Origin of the sequence: Winogradskyella arenosi (genome assembly GCF_003337305.1) — a bacterium.
GTDB lineage: Bacteria > Bacteroidota > Bacteroidia > Flavobacteriales > Flavobacteriaceae > Winogradskyella > Winogradskyella arenosi.
On sequence record NZ_QPJO01000005.1, the window covers coordinates 179,401 to 201,423 of the forward strand.

The 22,023-nt window shown below is 36.2% G+C and carries 17 protein-coding genes and 1 tRNA gene; 3 read left to right on the plus strand and 15 right to left on the minus strand.

All coding sequences use genetic code 11. The features are described 5' to 3' along the window. Positions 1-19: 19 nt before the first annotated feature. From DFQ08_RS14050 to DFQ08_RS14095, 10 genes are all read right to left on the minus strand, one after another. The gene (locus DFQ08_RS14050; protein WP_114310672.1) at positions 20-1,324 is read right to left on the minus strand and encodes a Glu/Leu/Phe/Val family dehydrogenase; all 1,305 of its coding nucleotides are present in this window, start codon (positions 1,322-1,324) and stop codon (positions 20-22) included. 184 nt (positions 1,325-1,508) lie between these two features. Continuing rightward, the gene (locus DFQ08_RS14055) at positions 1,509-2,621 is read right to left on the minus strand and encodes a mechanosensitive ion channel family protein (RefSeq protein WP_114310673.1); all 1,113 of its coding nucleotides are present in this window, start codon (positions 2,619-2,621) and stop codon (positions 1,509-1,511) included. A 90-nt stretch (positions 2,622-2,711) separates the two neighbouring features. Then, positions 2,712-3,269, minus strand: coding sequence for a TetR/AcrR family transcriptional regulator (locus DFQ08_RS14060; protein ID WP_114310674.1), 558 nt, complete (start codon positions 3,267-3,269; stop codon positions 2,712-2,714). Between the two features lie 50 nt (positions 3,270-3,319). Beyond that, the gene (locus DFQ08_RS14065; RefSeq protein ID WP_114310675.1) at positions 3,320-4,738 is read right to left on the minus strand and encodes an efflux transporter outer membrane subunit; all 1,419 of its coding nucleotides are present in this window, start codon (positions 4,736-4,738) and stop codon (positions 3,320-3,322) included. Positions 4,739-4,743: 5 nt separating this feature from the next. After that, the gene (locus DFQ08_RS14070) at positions 4,744-7,881 is read right to left on the minus strand and encodes an efflux RND transporter permease subunit (protein WP_114310676.1); all 3,138 of its coding nucleotides are present in this window, start codon (positions 7,879-7,881) and stop codon (positions 4,744-4,746) included. Between the two features lie 22 nt (positions 7,882-7,903). Then, positions 7,904-9,037 (minus strand): efflux RND transporter periplasmic adaptor subunit, encoded by a 1,134-nt coding sequence (locus tag DFQ08_RS14075; protein WP_114310677.1) that lies wholly within the window; start codon positions 9,035-9,037, stop codon positions 7,904-7,906. Between the two features lie 12 nt (positions 9,038-9,049). Further along, entirely contained in the window at positions 9,050-9,553 is a 504-nt protein-coding gene (locus DFQ08_RS14080) for a GbsR/MarR family transcriptional regulator (RefSeq protein ID WP_114310678.1), read from the minus strand. Positions 9,554-9,742: 189 nt separating this feature from the next. After that, a complete protein-coding gene (nhaA, locus tag DFQ08_RS14085) occupies positions 9,743-11,056 on the minus strand; it encodes a Na+/H+ antiporter NhaA (protein WP_114310679.1) in 1,314 nt (437 codons plus the stop codon). A gap of 248 nt (positions 11,057-11,304) precedes the next feature. Further along, the gene (locus tag DFQ08_RS14090) at positions 11,305-11,721 is read right to left on the minus strand and encodes a DoxX family protein (protein WP_114310680.1); all 417 of its coding nucleotides are present in this window, start codon (positions 11,719-11,721) and stop codon (positions 11,305-11,307) included. Further along, entirely contained in the window at positions 11,721-12,107 is a 387-nt protein-coding gene (locus DFQ08_RS14095) for an META domain-containing protein (protein WP_181858416.1), read from the minus strand. The genes DFQ08_RS14090 and DFQ08_RS14095 overlap by 1 nt, the downstream gene beginning before the upstream one ends. 456 nt (positions 12,108-12,563) lie before the next feature. Between DFQ08_RS14095 and DFQ08_RS14100 the strand changes: the two genes are divergently transcribed. Together DFQ08_RS14100 and DFQ08_RS14105 are read left to right on the plus strand one after the other, a co-directional pair. Next, the gene (locus DFQ08_RS14100) at positions 12,564-14,153 is read left to right on the plus strand and encodes an FMN-binding glutamate synthase family protein (RefSeq protein WP_114310682.1); all 1,590 of its coding nucleotides are present in this window, start codon (positions 12,564-12,566) and stop codon (positions 14,151-14,153) included. A 282-nt stretch (positions 14,154-14,435) separates the two neighbouring features. After that, positions 14,436-16,577: an FUSC family protein gene (locus tag DFQ08_RS14105; protein ID WP_114310683.1), complete on the plus strand. Its 2,142-nt coding sequence runs from the start codon at positions 14,436-14,438 to the stop codon at positions 16,575-16,577. 149 nt (positions 16,578-16,726) lie between these two features. Here the strand turns inward: DFQ08_RS14105 and DFQ08_RS14110 are convergent, their stop codons facing one another. After that, complete coding sequence (locus DFQ08_RS14110) at positions 16,727-17,257, minus strand: hypothetical protein (RefSeq protein WP_114310684.1); 531 nt, start codon at positions 17,255-17,257, stop codon at positions 16,727-16,729. Between the two features lie 106 nt (positions 17,258-17,363). Then, positions 17,364-17,732 (minus strand): hypothetical protein, encoded by a 369-nt coding sequence (locus DFQ08_RS14115; RefSeq protein WP_114310685.1) that lies wholly within the window; start codon positions 17,730-17,732, stop codon positions 17,364-17,366. A gap of 385 nt (positions 17,733-18,117) precedes the next feature. Between DFQ08_RS14115 and DFQ08_RS14120 the strand changes: the two genes are divergently transcribed. Then, positions 18,118-18,999: an SdiA-regulated domain-containing protein gene (locus tag DFQ08_RS14120; RefSeq protein WP_114310686.1), complete on the plus strand. Its 882-nt coding sequence runs from the start codon at positions 18,118-18,120 to the stop codon at positions 18,997-18,999. 240 nt (positions 19,000-19,239) lie between these two features. Here the strand turns inward: DFQ08_RS14120 and DFQ08_RS14125 are convergent. The 3 genes from DFQ08_RS14125 to ftsZ form a co-directional block, all read right to left on the minus strand. Next, positions 19,240-19,313: transfer RNA gene (locus DFQ08_RS14125), tRNA-Arg, on the minus strand. A gap of 32 nt (positions 19,314-19,345) precedes the next feature. Then, complete coding sequence (locus DFQ08_RS14130; RefSeq protein ID WP_114310687.1) at positions 19,346-19,795, minus strand: GatB/YqeY domain-containing protein; 450 nt, start codon at positions 19,793-19,795, stop codon at positions 19,346-19,348. A 163-nt stretch (positions 19,796-19,958) separates the two neighbouring features. After that, complete coding sequence (gene ftsZ / locus DFQ08_RS14135; RefSeq protein ID WP_114310688.1) at positions 19,959-21,917, minus strand: cell division protein FtsZ; 1,959 nt, start codon at positions 21,915-21,917, stop codon at positions 19,959-19,961. Positions 21,918-22,023: the final 106 nt, after the last annotated feature.

Below are 22,023 nucleotides of genomic sequence, written 5' to 3' on the forward strand. Positions count from 1 at the left end.
AGGCCAATACCCGATCTATTTATGGGAAAATACCACGTTGAATATATGCTTTTTCAATACGTTGTATAGCAATACAGAATGCAGCCGTTCTTAAATCTACACATTCATTTTGCGCATAATTATAGACACGATTGAAAGAGCCATTTAATTTTTTACGAAGCTTTTCTAAAACTTCTTCTAAATGCCAAATTTCACCACTTCGATTCTGTAACCATTCAAAATAACTACCAATTACCCCTCCTGAATTACATAAAATATCTGGAATAATGATAATCCCACGCTCTAAAAGAATTTTCTCTCCTTCAACGTTTGTAGGCCCATTAGCTCCCTCAGCAATTAATTTCGCCTTAATACGTGGGGCATTCTCTTTAGTAATTTGATTTCCTAATGCTGCTGGAATACAAATATCACAGTCAATAGCGAAGAAATCATTCTTATCTACAAGTTGAGACTTTGGAAAATCCATCACAGTTCCACCTTTCTTTTGTGTGTAGCTAAACAGGTTTTCAACGTCAATACCTTCTTGGTTTTCAATACTCCCTTGAGCGTCTTGCACACCAACTAATTTAGCCCCGTCTTGCTCTAAGAAAAGCGAAGCCCAATAGCCAACATTACCAAAACCTTGAACAATAAAACGTTTTCCGCTTAAGTCCATGTCATTTCGCTCTGCCCAGAATTTAATGGTTAAATAAACCCCAAATCCCGTTGCACGGTCACGTCCTTCTAGTCCACCACTTCCATCGGGCTTACCGGTGACAACATGTTGGTTAGCACTGCGCAAGGCTGGTGGTCTTGTACTCATATAAGTATCGGCAATCCAAGCCATGGTCTGACTGTTAGTATTAACATCTGGCGCTGGAATATCATGCTCTGGTCCAATATTATCCGCAAGAGCGTAAGTAAAACGACGTGTAATACGTTCTAGCTCTGATTGTGAATATAAAGACGGATCTATTTTTATCCCTCCTTTACCACCACCATAAGGTAAACCTGCTAATGAGGTTTTCCATGTCATCCACATAGCTAACGCACGAGCCGCATCTAAATCTACCGTAGGGTGATAACGCAAGCCGCCTTTATAAGGACCTAAAGCGCCATTATGTTGTACCCTATACCCTGTAAAAACTTCAACATTACCATTATCCATTTTCACTGGGAAATTAACTAAAATTTCGTTGTTGGTAATGCTTAATATTTTTCTAATGTTTGGATGTAGGTTGATGTGATCAGCAGCACTGTTAAATTGCTCCATGACGTTATCCATCATTCCTTTTAAAGGCACAGCCTTCTTTTTAACCTTTAACTCCTTTTTTGAATTTTCCATTTATGCGTATCTTATTTTTAGAATTACATATAATTTTGCCGTAAAAATAACAAATTCTTAAATAACAAGCGTTTTTTTATTAAATAACTAATTAAGCTTTTATCGCCATATTTGTTTTTCGTACTTATTATTACCGAAATAGCTTGTACAACGCTTAAACGCTGAGGTTTTGCTTCTGTTACTTTTAAGACCTTATTTCATTATCTGAGGTAGTCTTCTCATCATTAACCATATAAATAGTCCGAGTTGGGAAGGCCAAATCAACACCTTCGGCTTCAAAGCGCTTCTTTGCACTTTCATAAACGTCGCATTTTAAGGTGAATGAATTCCCAAAACTTGAAGACCAAGCCCAAGCTCTAATCACTACAGAAGAATCATTGAATTTTGTTAAGGCCGTTTTCACGATGGGTTTGCCTAGTTGCTTGTCTGATTCAGATCGGTTATCATGAATTAACGGATGATTTTCGCATTCTTCCTGTAGTATTTTTTTTGCCAAGGTCACATCACTGCTATAGGTAATACCGAGTTCAATATGCTCGCAACACTTCAATTCTCCTAAATCGTAGTTAATTAATTTTTCTTTATTTATAACTGCATTAGGGATCACGATCATTTTATTCTCGAAATTTCTGATTACCGTATGGCGTAACGTAATATCCGTCACCGTTCCTACCATCGTATCTGTTATTTTTATAACATCACCTATTTTAAAGGGTTTAAAGGACACGATAAAAATACCTCCTACTAAATTGGATAAAGCCTCTTGAGAAGCCACCCCTGCAATTAAAGCTAAAACACCTGCGCCACCTAAGGCCGTTTGCGCTACGCCTTTTAAGGATGGAAAGGCCATTAATGTAAATAACAAACCGATAAAGCAAATGACAAACACGGACACATACCTAAGAAACTTATAGGTTGTAGGATCAAAATCGTGAGTAACCTTTTCGTCAATACGATGCTTAAACCACATATTACAAACGGTAGCCGTAATAATAGTGATTACTGTTACCGCGCCAATATAACTGGCCAACTTAAAATAATTAATCAATAGCTGATCTTTGTCTCTATCTACAAAAACGGCACTCAAGGCTATAATCCCTAAAATTAACCATAATAGATTGAGCGTAATCCGCACTAATTTCATAGATCTCACAGGAGCATCGGGTAAGCGTTTGGCTTCCTTTTTTACTAACCACTTTATGATAAACTTTGTTGATAAACGCAGTAGAATCACAGCGGCTATAACCGCCAGAACGTAAAGAATTAAATTTTTATAGGTACTTATAAACTCTATCATAATAACTAAAATTTAAACGGATAAAGGATGCCTTCTCCTAAGCAATAATAAGGTTTTAAAGCTACACTTAAGAAGAATTTATAGCATTACTTATAGCTTGCGCTTAGCTTCTAAAATGCCTTTTAGATTAAACACCACAAGGTGGTCTACAATTTGCGCTAAGGTATATTCTTGGGTTAATTCGCGATTAAGAAGTAGTACATCTATTTTATAAATGTTGAGCAGACAAAATAACCTTAGGTCTACGGAAGCCACAATATCGCCAGATTTTTGCGCTTCTTTTAATAAATTTAAAACAATGGTAAAGGTGACATAATCACGTTCGTGTTGGTAGCGCTTAAAGGCTTTAGGATAGTATTTTTTCAATTCTATGTAAAACGTAGTGGAATTCGTCGAGAGTTGACGAATTCCATAACGATACATTAAAATGACTTTTTTTAAGGGTGAAATTTCGCGATTTAAAATTTTATTAAAAACGGCATGATGCCCTTCAAAAATAAAATCGACACTTTTTTCAACCAAATCTTCTTTACTCTTATAATGCACATACAGGGTCTTTTTGGAAATACCGAGATGATTAGAAATATCCGCCATTGTGGTACTTCTAACACCGTAATTTTTAAAGATAGGAATAATACTGTTCAACATATTTTCCGCTGTATGGACAATTTACAAAGCGTCAAGAATTTAATTCAAGATTATTTCCAACCTCCACCTAGAGCTTCGTAAAGATCTACGACCGCAACTAATTGTTGTAATTGGCTATCAATGCTATTAAGCTCTGCACTTAAGGCACTTTGTCTTGCTGTTAATAAATCTAAATAGTTGGCATAACCGTTTTTAAGTAATTCTTCTGAATTGGCTTCTGCAATACGCAAGGCTTCAACTTCATTCTTTCTGAATTCAAACTTTTTCGTTTCAGCTTTATAAGCATATAAGGCATTAGAAACCTCACTTCCGGCCACTAATAAGGTCTTTTTGAAATTCAACAACGCCGTTTCTTGATTGGCTAAGGCCACTTCCTTCTGAGTTTTTAATTTTCTTTGATTAAGCAAAGGTTGTGTTAATCCCCCAACCACCGTTGCAAACAGCGAATTGGCACTTAATAAATTATCTAATTCTAAACTTTGAAGCCCTCCAGAAGCTGTTAAGGTTAATGAAGGATAGAAGCTACTATTCGCTACGTTGGTAAGCTCAAAATTCTTAATTAAAGAATATTCAGCCGCCATGACATCCGGACGATTACGCAACAATAATGTTGACACTCCTAATGTCAGTTCTTGATCTATCTTTTGCGTTTGCAAAGGACTTCTTTCTAACTCCTGAGGCGTTCTTCCTAACAAAATACTCAACGTATTTTCAGCTTTAAAAATGGCCATTTCAATATCAACCTGTAAGGCTTTAGCACTATTGTACTGCGCTATATTTTGGTCTACTGCAACCTGAGTTACTTGTCCGGCGTCTTTTAACGCTTTGATAGTCTCTACACCACTTGCTCTTGTTTCAATGGTCTTTTTAGTCACTTCTAACTGGGCATCTAAAGCCAAGAGGTTGTAATAGGTATTCGCAATACTAGAAATCAGTTGCGTTTTCACCGCTTGATGTGCCGCAACGTTTTGCAAATACTCCGCTTGCGACGCACGCTTCCCGGATCTTATTTTTCCCCATACATCGGCTTCCCAAGATAAATTGGCCGTGATATCATAGGTATCTAAACCACCGCTAAATATAGTACCAAACTGACTATTTTCAGAATATTCTTGATGCGTGTAATTAGGCCCTACACTCAAGGTTGGCATAAATCCTGCCTTACCTTGTTTGGCGTACGCTTCTGCCGCAATCATTTGCTGAATGGCAATACGTACATCCATATTATTCTGCAGCCCTTCTTCGATATACTGTTGAAGGTAAGGATCTGTAAATAAATCTTTCCAAGAAACCTCTGCGATAGAGACACTATCGGTAGGCAGATTCTCTGTTCTATAAAGCGCTTCTGTTTCAAGATCTAAATCTGGCCTTACATAGTCTTTTGCTACAAAACAACTTTGTAATGTGAATGCCACGACTAATAATAAAGCACCTTTACTGAAATGTTTATGTTTTATAATTCCTGTCATAATTCTTAATCTTCAATAGTTTGTACTGCGGGTTGGCCTGAAACTTTTTCTTGCAACCACTGAAATAATATAAATAATATTGGAATAACGAAGACTCCTAATAAGGTTCCGATTAACATCCCTCCTGCGGCTCCTGTTCCGATAGAATTATTTCCTTCTGCACCTACACCTTTAGCTAATACCAATGGCATTAGTCCTAAGATAAAAGCGAAAGAGGTCATTAAAATAGGACGTAAACGTGCCTTAGCACCATGGATTGCTGCATCCACAATACTCTCGCCATTTTTACGACGTTGCAGTGCGAACTCTACAATAAGAATTGCATTCTTAGCTAATAACCCAATAAGCATAATTAAGGCAATTTGGAAATAGATGTTGTTTTCTAATCCTAAAAACTTCGTACTTATATAGGCTCCAAAGACACCAAACGGCAGCGATAATACCACTGCAAATGGTAGTAAATAACTCTCGTACTGAGCACTTAATAAGAAATAAACAAACAGAATACTTAAGATAAATATAAAGGTCGTTTGGTTCCCCGCACTTACTTCTTCTCTAGTTAATCCTGAATAAGCAATAGTATAATTACTTGGTAATTTTGCGACTTCTTCCTCAATAACTCTAATAGCATCACCTGTACTAAACCCGTCGTTAGTTGCTCCAGAAATACTGGTAGAGTTTAATAAATTAAATCGTGTAACCGATTGCGGTCCATAAACACGTTTTAAGTTTACAAACTGAGTGATCGGTGTCATTTCACCTGAATCTGTTCTTACATACATGCTATTTAAAGCATTCTCATCCGCTCTATCTTCTGGCAAGGCTTGAATATAAACTCTAAATTGCTTTCCGTATTTAGAAAAATCAGAGGCATAAATTCCCCCAATATAACCTTGTAAAGTAGAGAAAATACTACTTACAGAAACACCTTTTTCTTTTGCTAATGGCACATTAACTTCCATTTCATACTGTGGATAGTTGGTACTAAAAGCCGATTGTGCGTATTTAATTTCTGGATGGCTCATTAAAGCCATAGCAAACTCTTTATTCGCTTTATCTAGGTCTTTAAATTCGCCCCCAAACTTATCTAATAAATTCACTTCGAATCCTGCTGAGTTACCAAATCCACGAATACTTGGTGGAGAGAAGAAAATAATGTTTGCTTCTGGTAATCCTGCCGCCACACCAAATAATTTTCCGGTAATGGCCTGAGCAGAAAGTGAAGGATCTTCACGATCAGTCCAATCTTCCAGCTTAATAATCCCCATTCCGAAGTTAGATCCTGCACCGTTAATTAAACTTCGTCCTTTAATAAAGTTAACACCAACAACCCCTTCCATATTTTCTATTTTGGAGTATAGTTTTCTAGTTACGGCATCTGTTCTATCTAAAGAGGCCCCTGCAGGCAATTCAATATTTGCAAAGATGATTCCTCTATCTTCATTCGGTACAAATCCTGTTGGCGTTGTAGTCGATGCCCAATAGATTCCCACACCTGCAATAATTAAAAGCAATACAGATACAAATTTTCTTCGGTATAAAAACTGAAGCGATCTTCCGTAACGTTCTATAGTAGCATTAAAACCACGATTGAATAAGGTATAAAAACGTTTTAATGGCCCTTTTCCTTTTAATTCTTCATCTTCTTTATGCTCTTTTAAGAGTAAAGCACATAAGGCAGGACTTAAGGTTAAAGCGTTTACGGCTGAAATAAGAATGGCAATAATTAAGGTTACCCCAAATTGCTCATAAAACACCCCCGTAGGTCCGGTTACAAACGTCACAGGAATAAATACCGCTGCCATAACCAAGGTAATGGATATAATGGCACCAGAAATCTCATTCATGGCTGTTAAGGTTGCTTTTTTCGGATTGTGTTCTCCTTCATCCATCTTAGCATGCACGGCTTCCACTACCACAATAGCATCATCCACCACAATACCAATGGCAAGAACTAACGCAAATAGTGTTAATAAGTTGATGGAATAACCAAAGACATTCAAGAAAAAGAAGGTACCGATAATAGATACCGGAACGGCAATGGCCGGAATTAACGTAGAGCGGAAATCTTGTAAAAAGATGAATACCACTAAGAACACCAACAAGAAGGCCTCTAATAACGTATGTACTACTTTATCTATAGATGCATTCAAGAATAAACTGGTATCATAAGGCACAAAGATATCTAAACCTTCAGGTAAATCTGCTTTTACATCTTCTAAGGTTGTTTTAATATTTTCAATAATCTCCTGGGCATTAGAACCTTTAGTTTGAAAAATCCCCATAAAAACTGCTGGATGTCCTAAACTCATAGCATTTGACGCATAAGATTGCGCATCTAATTCAATAGTAGCAACATCTTTTAATCTCAAAAATTCACCATTCCCTAAGGCTTTGATAACAATATCACTGTACTGTGCTTCATCTTTAAAACGTCCACTATAAGTTAAAGTGTACGAAAAGGATTCTCCATTATTCTGCCCTAGTGATCCTGCTGCAGCTTCTAAATTTTGTTCTGCTAAAGCGGCAGAAACATCGGAAGGTATAAGGTTATAAGCTGCTAATTTTTCAGGGTTTAACCATATACGCATCGCGTAATCTTGTTGCGAAAATAAACTTACATCACCAACACCTCCAATACGTTGCATAGCAGGGATGACGTTTATCTTTAAATAGTTCTGAATAAACGTGGCGTCGTAATTTTCACTTTCAGAATACATGGAAATAAACATCAAAGCACTTGTTTCTTGCTTCTGTGTTATAACTCCGGTTTGTGTAACTTCTGAAGGTAATAATGGGGTTGCTCTCGCTACACGGTTTTGCACGTTTACCGCCGCAATATCCGCATCCATTTCTTGATCGAAATACACCGTAATTTCTGCAGTTCCGGTGTTAGACGCCGTAGAGGTAATGTAGGTCATTCCCTCAACTCCGTTTATTTGTTCTTCAATAGGAATGATAACACTTTCTAAAACCGTTTCGGCATTTGCTCCGGTATAACTTGCAGTAACCTTAATGGTTGGTGGAGCAATATCTGGGTACTCTTCAATAGGTAAGCTGGTGATACTAATAACGCCAAGCAAAACTATAATAATAGAGATGACTGTTGAAAGCACAGGTCTTTCAATAAATGTTTTTAACATAATTACTAAGTTTGTTCGTTAATTAGTTTCTAAATAAAGTCTCGATAGGTTCAATAGCCTCTTCAAACGGTGTTTCTTGTGGCGTAATCACCATTCCAGGACGTAGTTTTCCAACTCCAGAAACCACAATTTTATCCTCTGCTTTTAGGCCCGATGCTACAACGTATAAATTATCTACAGTACCTTGAACTTTAATAATTGAGGTTTCAATTTTATTATCGGCTACTAATTTAAAAATCATCACATTTCCTTGTTGCTCAAACGTAGCACTTTGTGGAACAACAATAGCATCTTTATACGTGATAGGGAATCTTATTTTGCCACTATTTCCATTGGTTAATATTTCATTAGGGTTATCAAAAGCGGCTCTAATTTTAATGGTTCCTGTACTTTGGTTGACTTGACCTGTACTAGTTTGAATACGGCCTTTTTCAGAGTATTCTTTACCATTCGCTAAAATCAAAGTTAAATCTGGCGAATTTTTAATACGTTCGGCCTTAGTTTTCCCTTCGGATTGTTGCAGATGATTAATGTACTGCGCTTCATTAAAACTAAAGAAAGCATATACTTGATCAATTTCACTTACTGTTGTTAATGGTGAAGCATCACTAGGACTAACTAAAGTCCCTTCTCTAAAGTTTATAGCACCAACGTATCCGTCAATAGGACTTTTAATGGTTGCATACCCAATATTAGCCGCTACCCCACTGTAATTCGCCTTAGCTTGTGCTAAATTGGCCTTCGCTGTTTCTAATTGCACAGGACTAATAATGTTTTTTTCAACTAATGGAATTAACTTATCCACCTCAACTTGAGCCACATTAATACGTGCTTTTGCGGCACCTGCATCTTGATTTAAAGACTGTGTTTCTAACTTAAACAACACTTGTCCTTTGCGTACTTTTTGACCTTCATCAACTAAAACATCTTGAATGTAACCCGATGTTTTTGCTCTAACATCACTATTTACAATACCTTCAATCGTGGTAGGGTATTCTTTATAACCCGTTACGGTTTTAGTTTGTAATAGCGTCACAGGAATGGTTGGAGGTGGCGCTTGAGTAGCGGCAGCAGCTTGTCCTTCTTTGTCTCCACAGCTTAAAACAAGGAAAAATACACCGAGTGCTAAAATTGAGTATAAATTATTCTTTTTCATTTTTTATAAGGTTTAAATGGTAATATGGTTCGTTATTATTTTAGTTTTTAATTCTTTTATCGAGGTGGTAGCCCCATCTAAAAAGGCGATATAATCGTTATGAAAATTTAAATCAAACCGATCTTCATCTCCGTCTTCAAGTTGCTGATTAATGGTATCCTTATAGTTTTTAATCTCTAAGTGTAAGCCTTTGATGTCTTCCCATTCTTTCACCATATTATCAATGTGCTGAAGTATGGAATCCTTATTGATAATAAAATACTTCTTACGATCTCCCGTTTTGGTGAAGTACACAATCTTTTTAAGATCTTGAAGATGGTTTAAATGTGTAGAAATGGTACTCTTACTCGCACACAGAATATTCACCATATCTTCAAAGGTGACCCCTTTTTTACCGGTGAGAATGATATAAGATAAAATTCTTGCAGCAACAGGAGCCAACTGCTCTCTTGTTTCTAAATGCACCCCTAGCTTTTCAACTAAGGCCATTTTTTCTTTACAAATAGTATTCGTCATTGTTCACTAATTTCTTGTTATGGATATGAAAAAAATACAACATCCACATCATTCAGTTTGCAAATATACCAATTGGTTCGGTACTAGCCGAACTAAACGAAGTTAACAATTTGTTAAAACACTTTAGACCATAAAAAAAGCCTGTACACAATATATACAAGCTTTTAACTATAATTTGTTCGTCAGGTTTTAAACGACTTCTTCAATCTTTTTGGGCGAGGTTAAATGCAGAATAACATAACCAACAATTGCAGAAATAAAGGAGCCGATAAGGATTCCTATTTTTGCCGAATCTACATATTCTGGTGATGACGCAAAGGCTAAACTTGCAATAAAAATAGCCATCGTAAACCCGATTCCGGCTAAGAAAGCAACACCTATAATTTGAATAAATTTAATATCACTTGGCACTTCAATAAGCTTAATTTTTTTTGCTATAAATACAATTAGGGTAATTCCAATCCCTTTTCCTAAAATTAAACTGATGATAATATTAATCACTAAGGCCGTATCTAAACCTTCTGATCCACTGATAAGCACCCCTGCATTGGCTAAGGCGAATATTGGGATAATGAAATAGGCCACCCATCCATGTAAATTGTGTTCTAAATGCTGTAATGGCGACTGAAATTTAGCCGACCAATCGTCTAAATCGTCAATCAGTTGAATTTGTTCTGTAGACAAAATAGGCGCCTTCAGTATACTCGCTTTCTTTATACGTATAAAGATTCGTTCTAACTGCTCTACAAAAGTCGCGGTCTTAATCTTTTGACGAATTGGCACAGAAAAGGCCAATAAGATCCCTGCCACCGTTGGGTGTAATCCTGCTTTTAAGAATAAAAACCATACAGCGATACCTAAGAAAAACAACAAGAATCTAGAATAAATTCCTTTATAAGATAACACATATAAAAAGGCCAATAAAGCTGCTGCTATAAGGAGTAAGGAAATTTTAATGGTACCACTATAAAATATGGCAATTACAAGTACCGCCCCAATATCATCTACAATTGCAAAAGCTGTTAAAAACACCTTTAAACTTAAAGGCACACGGTTTCCTAAAACATTTAAAATAGCTAATGAAAAGGCTATGTCAGTAGCCATTGGGATTCCCCATCCTTTTGTTGTTTCAGGATTTTGATTAATCAATAGGAAAAATAATACAGGAACAATCATTCCCCCTAAAGCCCCAACTAAAGGAAAGGCTATTTTTTTAGGTGAATTTAATTCTCCAATAAGCAGTTCTCGTTTTATTTCTAAACCGATAAGGAAAAAGAAAATTGCCATTAAGCCATCGTTAATCCAAAGAATTAAAGGTTTTTTAAATTCAAAACTTTCAGTAACGATTCCGACATCATATTGCCAAAGATCTCTATAAATATCACCAAACGGAGAATTAGCCCAGACTAATGCGATAATAGTGGCGAGCAATAGCAAAATACCACTGAAACTTTCAAATTGAACGAATTTCTGAAATGGGGTGAGAAATACTCTTCTGATCATAAATATTGATTTGATACTTTATTGGTTAATTCCAAAGATAAGATAACGAGATTTTAAAAATAACTGAATTGCAGTCCTTTTTTAATCCATATCTCATTGATTAATTATTTTATTTATTTCTTAATGAAGTGCACTTTAGCTACAATTTCCAAAGTACTTTTATCTTAACAAGATAGTAAAACGATTATGTTTTTCATAATCGAAGCGTCAAGCACCTCATTATTTCAGACTTAAAACACGTTGAAGTCTTAGGTATTACGCCCTATAAAGGCATCTATTGAAAACCGTCCTGGACCGGTTAAAAGTAAAGTTATATAGCCAACACCATATAAAAGTCCTTTCTCCATCACTCCAAATCCATCTCCAATATGAACTATAAAAACCGCAACAAGCATGGTAACAATTAGTGGGATTAAAGCCCAACGTGTTGCCAAACCGAGCACTAACAATAGGCTACAAATTACTTCTGCAAAAACAGCCAAAACTAATGAAGGTAAAACTCCCACACCAAACGGATCTGCAAAACGCAATTCCTCACCACTAAACAAGGTATTCCACTTGCCAATACCATGGCCAAAACACATGCCTAATCCTAAAAACACTCTTAAGATTAAAAGTCCTATATCGGTTAAAAACCGATGTCTATTGCTACGAAGTGAATGCATTAATGACTAAGATTAAAAGTTGCTAATGACGCTCTCTTCCCTACACTTAACGTTAACACGTTAGCGTTTAAGGTATAATTTTGCGCTGTATTAAAAACGGCTAAAATTTGAGATTCATTTATTTTAGACTTTAAACACATCATCTCTGTTGTAGCCAATTCTGAAAATTGAATACGATATCCTTCTTCTATTGTATAACGTCCTGTAAAAGTATTACAACCAGCGTTTCCGCTAATCCTATGCGTCTCCGCATCTAGAGTAAAATAAATCTGCTGCCCTTCGATAAGCTTACCTTCTACAGCCGCACCGTTTAAAGTTGTTAAAACCCATTTGCTATTTTCTAGCGTTTGCTGTATCTCATTCTTGCTCATTTTAGAAGATGCCATAGATGCTCCTTTAGAGCTGTTACAGCTTAAGCCCAAAACAAAAACTAAAGAAAACAGTATTGGTGTGATACGCATTATTGGTAAAAATTGATATTTACAAATATAGAGTTAGTTCAAAATCATTAAAGCAACCAAAGATTAAAGTATTGTTAAAACTAAGTTAGCAACAGTCCATAATTTCAAAAAACTTCGTCTTTATAAGCCTCTTTTTGCATGGACACACTCATTCTCATCTCAAAAGGATCTATTGCTTATACCTTCAGCAAAGCTTTAAATACGACTATGTCAATTTAACCTAATTGAAATAAAATTCCTTCAAGAGAAATCCGAGAAAGTACTACTCCTCTGAAAAGCAATAGATGGAAAAAATATAATAAAATTCATCACAAACTAGGTCACTTTAATTCATTTATTGAAAGGGTAATCTTATCTTCGCGCATTCTTAAAATTAGACTTATGAAAGTTCGCGAGTATTTTATTTTAATTTCAATTGTAACGACGTTATCTTTAGTAATTATAGCCCAATTTTGGCCTCCAATACTATGGGCATTTTTGGTGGTAGCGCCTTTAATTATAATGGGAATCTTTGATATTTTTCAAAAATCCCATACCATACGACGAAACTTCCCTCTATTAGGACGTTTTAGATATATCTTAGAATCTATCCGACCGGAGATTATGCAGTATTTTGTAGAAACGGATACGGAAGGGCGTCCTTTAAATAGAATTTTAAGATCCTTAATATACCGAAGAGCTAAAGGCGAAAATGACACGGAACCTTTTGGAACGCAAATGGATATTTACCACTCGGGTTACGAATGGTTAGAACACTCAATGTATGCTAAAACCAATCCTAAAGATATTGGGGAATTTCCACGTTTAATTATTGGAGGAAAAGATTGTAAACAACCTTACTCGTCGAGTTTATTAAATATCTCTGCCATGAGTTTTGGTTCGTTAAGTAACAATGCCGTCCTGGCCTTAAACAAAGGCGCTAAAATGGGAAATTTTGCTCATAATACTGGTGAAGGGGCAATCAGTGATTACCACTTAGAACATGGTGGCGATTTAATATGGCAAATTGGTACGGGTTACTTTGGCTGCCGACATGATGATGGGACGTTTAACGAAGTTACCTTTAGAGAAAATGCTTTGCGTCCTCAAGTAAAAATGATAGAGATTAAACTTTCTCAAGGGGCGAAACCTGGACATGGAGGAATTTTACCTGCCTCTAAAAACACCGAAGAAATTGCAAAAATAAGACACGTAAAACCGGGTATTGCGGTACACTCTCCACCTTCACACTCTGCATTCTCAGACCCTATACAATTTATGCATTTCATAAAAAAACTGAGAAGCCTTTCTGACGGTAAACCGGTTGGATTTAAACTCTGTTTAGGGAGAAAGCAAGAATTTATGGATTTTTGTGAAGCCATGATCTTTACAGGGATTCGTCCTGATTTTATTACCGTTGATGGTGGTGAAGGAGGAACAGGAGCCGCTCCTGTAGAATTCTCAAACTCTATGGGAATGCCATTAAGAGAAGGACTTATTTTTGTTCACGATACCTTGGTTGGCTTTGGCCTTAGAAACGATATTAAAGTTATTGTGGCCGGAAAAATAATTACTGGTTTCCATATGGCGAGAGCCTTAGCTTTGGGAGCTGACGGTTGTAATAGTGCAAGAGCGATGATGCTTTCTATTGGTTGTATACAAGCCTTACAATGCAACACTAACACGTGTCCTGTTGGGGTGGCCACTCAAAATCCTTCTCTTGTAAAAGGTTTAGTGGTTGAAGATAAAGCACCACGTGCAAAACGTTACCATGAGGCTACAATTCATAGTTTCTTAGAGTTGGTTGCTGCGGCCGGACTTACAAGCCCAAAGGAATTACAGCGTGAACATATTAGTAAGCGTGTAGGACTTTACGATGTTAAAACTTATGCTGAAATTTATCCTAATATAGAGGAAGGTTGTTTATTAAATATTGACACCATTCCTGAAGAATATAAAAAATTCTTCCACCTCACACGTATTATGAAATAAAATACCGGATAGATTAGAATAATGCTTTCAGAAATGAAAGCATTTTTTTATGTCTAGGTCTAAAAAACGATGAGATTTTGAAAGATGAAAACGCATTAATACTTCTAAAGTTGGTTTATTCTATTATCTTTATTACAACTGCAATTTAGCTTGCAACGAAATCCATTCATTCATGATTAAACTCTTGAAATCATTTTAACGCGCATCAAAACTCAATTTAAAGAATTATTAGACTTCTTTAAAAGCACCAATTTTTCTAAAGCTCTATTAGTAGGCATAGCCATGAGTACGCCTATAATTTTAGGTATTGCTCTTAACCAGTTTGAAATTGGACTTTCACTCTGCCTCGGCGCCATTTGGTGTTCTCCGAGTGATGTTAGTGGAAGTTTAAAACATAAGCAAATCGGCATCTTGGCCTCTTCAGGACTTGTGGTAATCATTAGTTTTATTGGCGGTTACCTTAACATGACCAACTATTTGCTTTTTCCTATTTTAGGACTACTTACCTTTTGTATTGCCTTTATTTCTATCTATGGTTTTAGAGCCTCCTTAATAAGTTTCTCTGGACTCTTGGCCTTAATCTTAAGTTTTGCTAATATCTCAAAAGGTTTAGAGGTTTATCAATTTGCATTGTTTGTCGGGTGTGGCGGCTTATGGTATCTCACCTTATCTACTTTATCCTACTACCTCAATCCTAAAGCGCAGACCGAAGAAATTTTGAGTAAAACCTTTTTACTCACGGCCGATTTTCTAGACACCAGACGTCAACTCATTGGAACACAGCCCAACCGTGTGGCGTTACAAAAGCAACTGATTAACATACAGAGTGAACTCATAGAACACCATGGCACCTTACGTGAAATACTCATCTTATCGCGGAAAAATTCAGGAAAATCAAACTACAACAATAAACGTCTACTGGTTTTTATTCAATTGGTAGAAATCTTAGAAACGGCTATAGCCAATCCGGTAAATTATGAAAAAATGGATGCCCTTTTTGAAACACATCCGGAACTTAAGGCCGACTTTCAACATTTAATTTTAGAATTATCACAGCAATTAGGCGTCATTGCTAAAAATTACAGAGCGCAAAAATTTCCTTCAAATAGCATTTTAAATGAACGTTTTAAAACGCTTGAACAAGATATATTAAAATTCAAAAGTGAACCAAATCAAAAGGATTATGAACGTTATCTCATGCTTCAAAACCTATTAGATTACCAGTTGAAGCAAATTGAAAAAATCAAGAAGATAAAATGGCTATTGGGCAATCCGGAGTTAACCTCTAAAGACGCCTTAAGTAAAGAAAAGATGAATCGGTTTATTGTGTCTCAAGATTATGATCCTCGGATTATTCTTAGAAACCTCAGCTTTAAATCTACAATTTTTAAGCATTCCTTACGCTTGGCCGTCGCGGTTATGGTGGGTTACGGCATCGGTTTAATGTTCGATTTCCCTAATCCGTATTGGATTATCTTAACCATTATTGTCATTATGCGTCCTAGCTATGGTCTTACTAAAACACGTTCTAAAGACCGTATTATTGGAACCCTGATTGGCGCCGCCATAGCAAGTGTTCTTGTTTTTTTAATCAAAGACCCTTACCTCTTTGGTAGCCTGGCCATCATCGCATTGGTGATCGCCTTTTCTATGGTTCAGAAAAATTATAAAGCCTCAGCAACTTTTATAACGCTAAGTGTTATTTTTATTTACGCCATCTTACAACCCGATGTTATTCAGGTTATTCAATTTAGAGTTATCGATACCGTAATTGGGGCTGCAATATCTTTTATAACGATGCGCTGGTTATGGCCAGCTTGGTCCTTTATGGAAATTGGTACGCCTATTACCGAAGCCATTAAAGCCAATAGCGCATTCTTTAAATCCATAAGTACTTTTTATATCAATAAAGGAACTGTACCCACCAGTTTAAAGGTGAACCGAAAAGACGCTTTTGTACAGATGTCTAATCTGAGTTCAGCCTTTCAACGGATGGCACAAGAGCCACAATCGAAACAAACGCATATCGACGAGATTTATGAGCTCGTGGTTATGAATCATAGTTTTTTATCCTCACTATCGTCTATCAATACCTTTATACAACATCATAACACAACGGCTGCTTCAGATCAGTTTATAGCAATTTCCGAACAAATTTTAAGTCATATTGATAAGGCTTATGAGCACTTAAAACAAATTGATTTTGAAACCTTTAATTCTACAAGCTCCAAGTCTAACTTTAAGAGTGCGCCATTAGATTTTTCTGCAGATCAACTGACCTATAATAGTATCATGGCCTCTAATAACCAACACATCCATAGGGAAGCGCATTTGGTGTGGGAACAACTCTATTGGTTATACGGTTTAAGTGAGAAAATGCTAAGATTAGCGTCTAAATATACCTTAGAACCGCAAGACGCTTAAACATTAGAGAAATAAAACCACCATGCTATAAATGAAAAAAAGATGAAAGTTGCCTTTCATCTTTTTCTTGTGCATGAGATGACTCTAATTAATCTTAGCCTCTTCTCTTAAAATATTCTCCGTTAACGGGTTTTTAGAACAAATGGTATTTAAGACAAGTTCAAAGCCTCCTTATAATGTTCCGTACGACTTAGTAAAATAGTTTCTAGAACTCTTGTAACATCAGCTTGCCATTTTCTAGCCATATCTAGCTCTCCGCTTAGGCCTGTTTCCGTAAGGCTATTAAAGAACTCTAAATCTATTCTTGGTTGACCAGCACTTGGAGAAAAGGTAAGTAATACCTTGTCTATAACCTCGTTCGTTTTGGCCCCATCTTTAACACGTCTTGTGGCTTTATTAACGTCGCAAACTTCAATGGTATTTAAGTCTACAGATTGTGATTGTACCACACCATTAATCGTTTTGTGAAAGAATAATATGTTTGTTTTAGTATCTAAACCAATCGCAAAGTTGCTTTGTGCATCGATACGTGTTAAGGTACAATTCTGTTTTGTCGCCTCGGCTTTTAAAGCTTTTTTTAATTGGCGTTGTTTTTTATTACTACCGTATATGAAAAGTACAAACGGTAAAATGATGATAGCAATAACTATTGCATCGATTATAAATAATCCTGATCCCATAATTTTTGAATTTTAAAAGGGTAATTTTTAAGTTGTATGTATTAGCATGTAGGAGGTGTAAAACCTCGATAAGAAGTGTCTAGTTTAACTATAGACAGACCAATACTTACCAAAAGGTATGAAAAGGATATAGTGTTTTTTTTACGCGTAGAATTTTAAAACCGTGCCAACCCGATTTAAGGTATTGTGCAAACTGCACTTTAAAAACTTGCAGACTACGATGGCTAACACCATAGATCTTAACTAGCTTTTTATTAGGCGGACCAGGTTCTTCACTTAAAAGGTTTAAGACTCTATAGTCTGATGTAGGCGCATCGAAAAATGCGTTTGGAACAATAGAAACCTGAGAGATTTCATCTTCAGACTGTGAACTTAAACTTTGTTTAAAAACATCATTATGGTCACTGGGAAATTGGTGTGCATTGGCAAGGGTACCAAGCAGAACACAAATCCATATGATAAACGTTTTTAACATGTTGTATTTTAAATGCAGCTACAAAGGAAAAGCATATTTTTGAATTATTTGATAAATTGCTGTTAATTAATTACCGTACGTATTTCAACTTTATTAAGTTTATAACAGTCGCCATAGCCTCTACGACGTTAAATTTATATTAAAAGCGTATATGGCCATACTAAATACGGCAACATTTAGTTTTTTTGAATGGACGAGCGTAGCTATGGAATAGACCTTAATTCGATTGAAATTTTAGGGATAGAGTTAATCCTTTTTTAAATGCATTAAGCCATTTATTTTAAGACCCTTATCTTGTTGTTGTCTATGCTGTAAGTACTAGCGGCTTGCAGACCTTTAAAATTAATTAGTAGGAAGTAGAGCACTTTTGAATGAATCACGTTTTATGAACATAAATAAATCGCATATCCCACTTATCGTTACAACCCTTTTTGGCATCATATTATTGGCCTTGCAAAAACCGGTAACCGATTCTCTAGTTAAGAAGAGTGATAAGCTTGATGCCCGATATTCCAAAATATATAACATTAAAAGCACGCATTTTTTACCTGAAATTTTAAATGAGATCAGTGGCTTTACTTGGTTAAGTGAAAATGTATTTGCTTGTATACAAGATGAAGATGGCTTTATTTATATTTATGATGTTGCTAAGAAAGACATGGTTTCTACCATTAAATTTGGTACTTCAGGAGATTATGAAGGCTTAGCAATTAACAACAAGGATGCCTATGTGATGCGAAGCGATGGCACTATATACGGCGTGGAAGATTTTAGAAGTGATAGCCTCCACGTTACAAAATACAAAACGCTCTTCTCTGGAGATCATAATATTGAAAGTTTAACCTATGATAAGGATAACGATCGCTTATTAATAGCGCCAAAGGATGAAGGACTTTACAACAACAACGAAAAATCAATTTATCAGATTCCATTGCAGACCTTAGTTATGGACAGTCTCCCAACGATTAAAATTGATTTAAATGCGGCTATATTTAAACCTTATAAGCATAAAAAAATCCACAAGACCTTCAATCCTTCTGATATTGCCATCCATCCTATAACCAAAGAGATTTATGTCTTAGAAGGAAAAGATCCGAAGCTTTTAATTTTGAATTCGGAAGGAAAATTACTGCACTTACATCCCTTGGATAAACGTAAGTTTGGACAACCTGAGGGTATTACTTTTAGTCCTGAAGGACGCTTATTTATATCTAATGAAGCTACAAAAAGTGGAAGCGCTTCTATCCTTGAAGTTGAATTAAAATAGTTTCTGGTAAGCTTGAACATAATCTAACCAAAACGAAGCGAAGGGATTGCGATGCATCCCTATTCCCTCCGCTTTGAAAATAGTTGCAACAAAAAAACGCTCAAGCAAGCTTGGCAATAATCTAACCAAAACGAAGCGAAGGGATTGCGATGCATCCCTATCCGCTCCGTTTTGAAAATAGTTTCAACAAAAAAACGCTCAAGCAAGCTTGGCGTTTTTTCTTATGAAACTATTTATTCGTGACCGCGAAGGGATTCGAACCCCCAACCCTCAGAGCCGAAATCTGATATTCTATCCAGTTGAACTACGCAGCCCTAATTCCTATTTAAAACAGGAACTAATTTATTTAAGACAATTTTGCCTTTACAATATTCGAAATGGTTTTTCCATCGGCTTTACCAGCCAATTCTTTACTTACCATTCCCATTACTTTTCCCATATCTTTCATACCCTCAGCACCTGTAGACGCAATAGTCTTCATAACCACCACAGTAATTTCTTCCTCGGTTAATTGCTTTGGTAAAAACTTTGCAATTACTTCGGCCTGTGCCAATTCTGGTTCTGCTAAATCTTTACGATCTTGCTCTAAAAATATAGCAGCGCTATCTTTACGTTGCTTTACCATTTTAGATAAAATTTTAATCTCTTCTTCCTCAGAGATCTCTTCTTTAGAACCTGTAGCGGTTTGTGCAAGTAATATTTCTGACTTTACAGCTCTTAATGCAGCTAAAGCTGTTTGATCCTTTTCTTTCATCGCTGCTTTCATAGCAGTCATTACATCAACTTGTAAACTCATAGTGTTGTTCTTTTATTAAGAAGCGCAAAGATACTAAAACTTTCGTTTTTGTGACTACAGTTGGCCTTTAATAAATGGCTATTTCTAATAAAAAAAAGCCTCTAAAAATATATTTTTTTGAGGCTTTTTTATAGGCTGTTAATAACTTTGAATAATGTCGAGATTAGTCTACATTATCATGTAGAAAAGAATTATTACTTCTTAATTGAATATCGTCATTGTCATCAGTTCCGACAGACATTCTAGAGCTCGTATTTTCAGAAGAATGCTGTGCATCTTCTAAATTCACTCCTTGACGTTTGTAAGCCGGTACCTTTTCAATTTCATTGATCTTAGCGTTGTTGAACTTATAGTTGAAATCTTTCATTTTTCTTCTACGTTCATCGGCTCTAGAAATTAACAAATCCGAAATAGGACTGTTCATTGGGTCAATCTCCTCTTCAGGCGCTGTATTAGGCTCTGGAGCGGCAATCGTTTTCTTTTCAAAAGTAATCTCTTCCTTGACCTCCTTTTTCTCTGTCTTAGTGTTAACTGGAGACTGCACCGTATCAAAATCATTTAAGGTGTAGCGCTTTTCACCTTGCTCATTAACTTTGGCTGTAGATCTAATTTCTACAGGCTCATTAACGTCTATATCATTTACCTCTTCATCTAAACTAAAGAAGGTTTTATTCTCTTTCTTTGGTGGCTGCTGGTCTTCAACAGGTTTTGGTGTTGAATTAGACAGGGGCAAATCAAAAGTTAGGGTAATCTGCTCTTCTGGCTCAGACTCTACAGGCTTTGTTTTATGCTCTACTGGTGTAATGATAAATTCTTCTGGCTCAACCGGAGTTTGTGGTTCTGGTTTAGAGTCTAAGACTTCTTCATAGACAATATTCATGCTTTTTAAGAAATCTGTGGTCTTAATAAGATCAGCTTCATGACCTGTTTTATCCTCAGTTTCATTTGAAGGCTCTTCTAGATTTTCTTCATCTAGTAACGTATGACGAACAACAGGCGCCTCTTTCTTTTCCTCTAATACGATATCTGGAGTGATGATAGCAGGCGTTTTTTCTTGCGTGCTAATTCCTGGCTCTTGAGTTTCCTCTAAAGCGTGTATCACTTTTTTAGTTTCTGTATTAGAGATTTCGTTCTGTTGATCTATATTAAAACCCGTAGCAATGATGGTTACAGAGATCGATTCTTGTAATTCTTCATCTTCACCAACACCCATAATGATATCTGCACCATGTCCGGCTTCATTTTGAATATGATCATTAATCTCACCTATTTCATCAATAGTAATTTCCTGAGAACCAGAAACGATCAGCAACAATACGTTTTTAGCTCCTGTAATTTTATTATCGTTAAGTAATGGCGAATCTAAAGCATTCATAATCGCTTCTTGTGCTCGCGTTTGCCCTGATGCCGTTGCCGACCCCATAATGGCAGTACCACTATTACTCAATACCGTTTTAGCATCACGTAAATCAATATTTTGTAAATAGTGATGCGTAATAACTTCAGCAATACCACGAGATGCGGTTGCTAAAACTTCATCGGCTTTAGAGAACCCAGCTTTAAAACCGAGATTTCCATAAACTTCACGAAGTTTATTATTGTTAATAACGACTAAAGAGTCTACATGTTGACGTAATTTTTCAATACCACGTTGCGCTTGTTCATTACGCATTTTACCTTCAAACTGAAAAGGCATGGTGACAATCCCAACCGTAAGAATATCTAATTCCTTAGACATCTTAGCAATAACAGGAGCTGCACCCGTACCTGTACCACCACCCATTCCGGCAGTAATAAATATCATTTTAGTGTTGGTATCTAACATTCTACGAATGTCCTCTGAACTTTCAACAGCGGCTTGTTCTCCAACTTCAGGATTGGCACCAGCGCCTAATCCTTCCGTTAAATTAACGCCAAGTTGTATTTTATTAGGAACACCACTATTCTGTAGAGCTTGAGAATCTGTATTACAGATTACAAAATCTACCCCTTTGATCCCTTGTTGAAACATGTGGTTGATAGCGTTGCTACCACCTCCTCCGACACCTATGACCTTTATGACATTTGATTGGTGTTTTGGCAAATCAAATGAAATATTTCCAAATTCGTTGCTGTTACTCATAATTATTATGGGTTTACTATTTATTCTATTCTTTTTCAATTGGGCAATTTTTAAACTGCCCTACTCTTCTCTTATCTCTCTTAAGGCAATTTAGAATTACCCTATT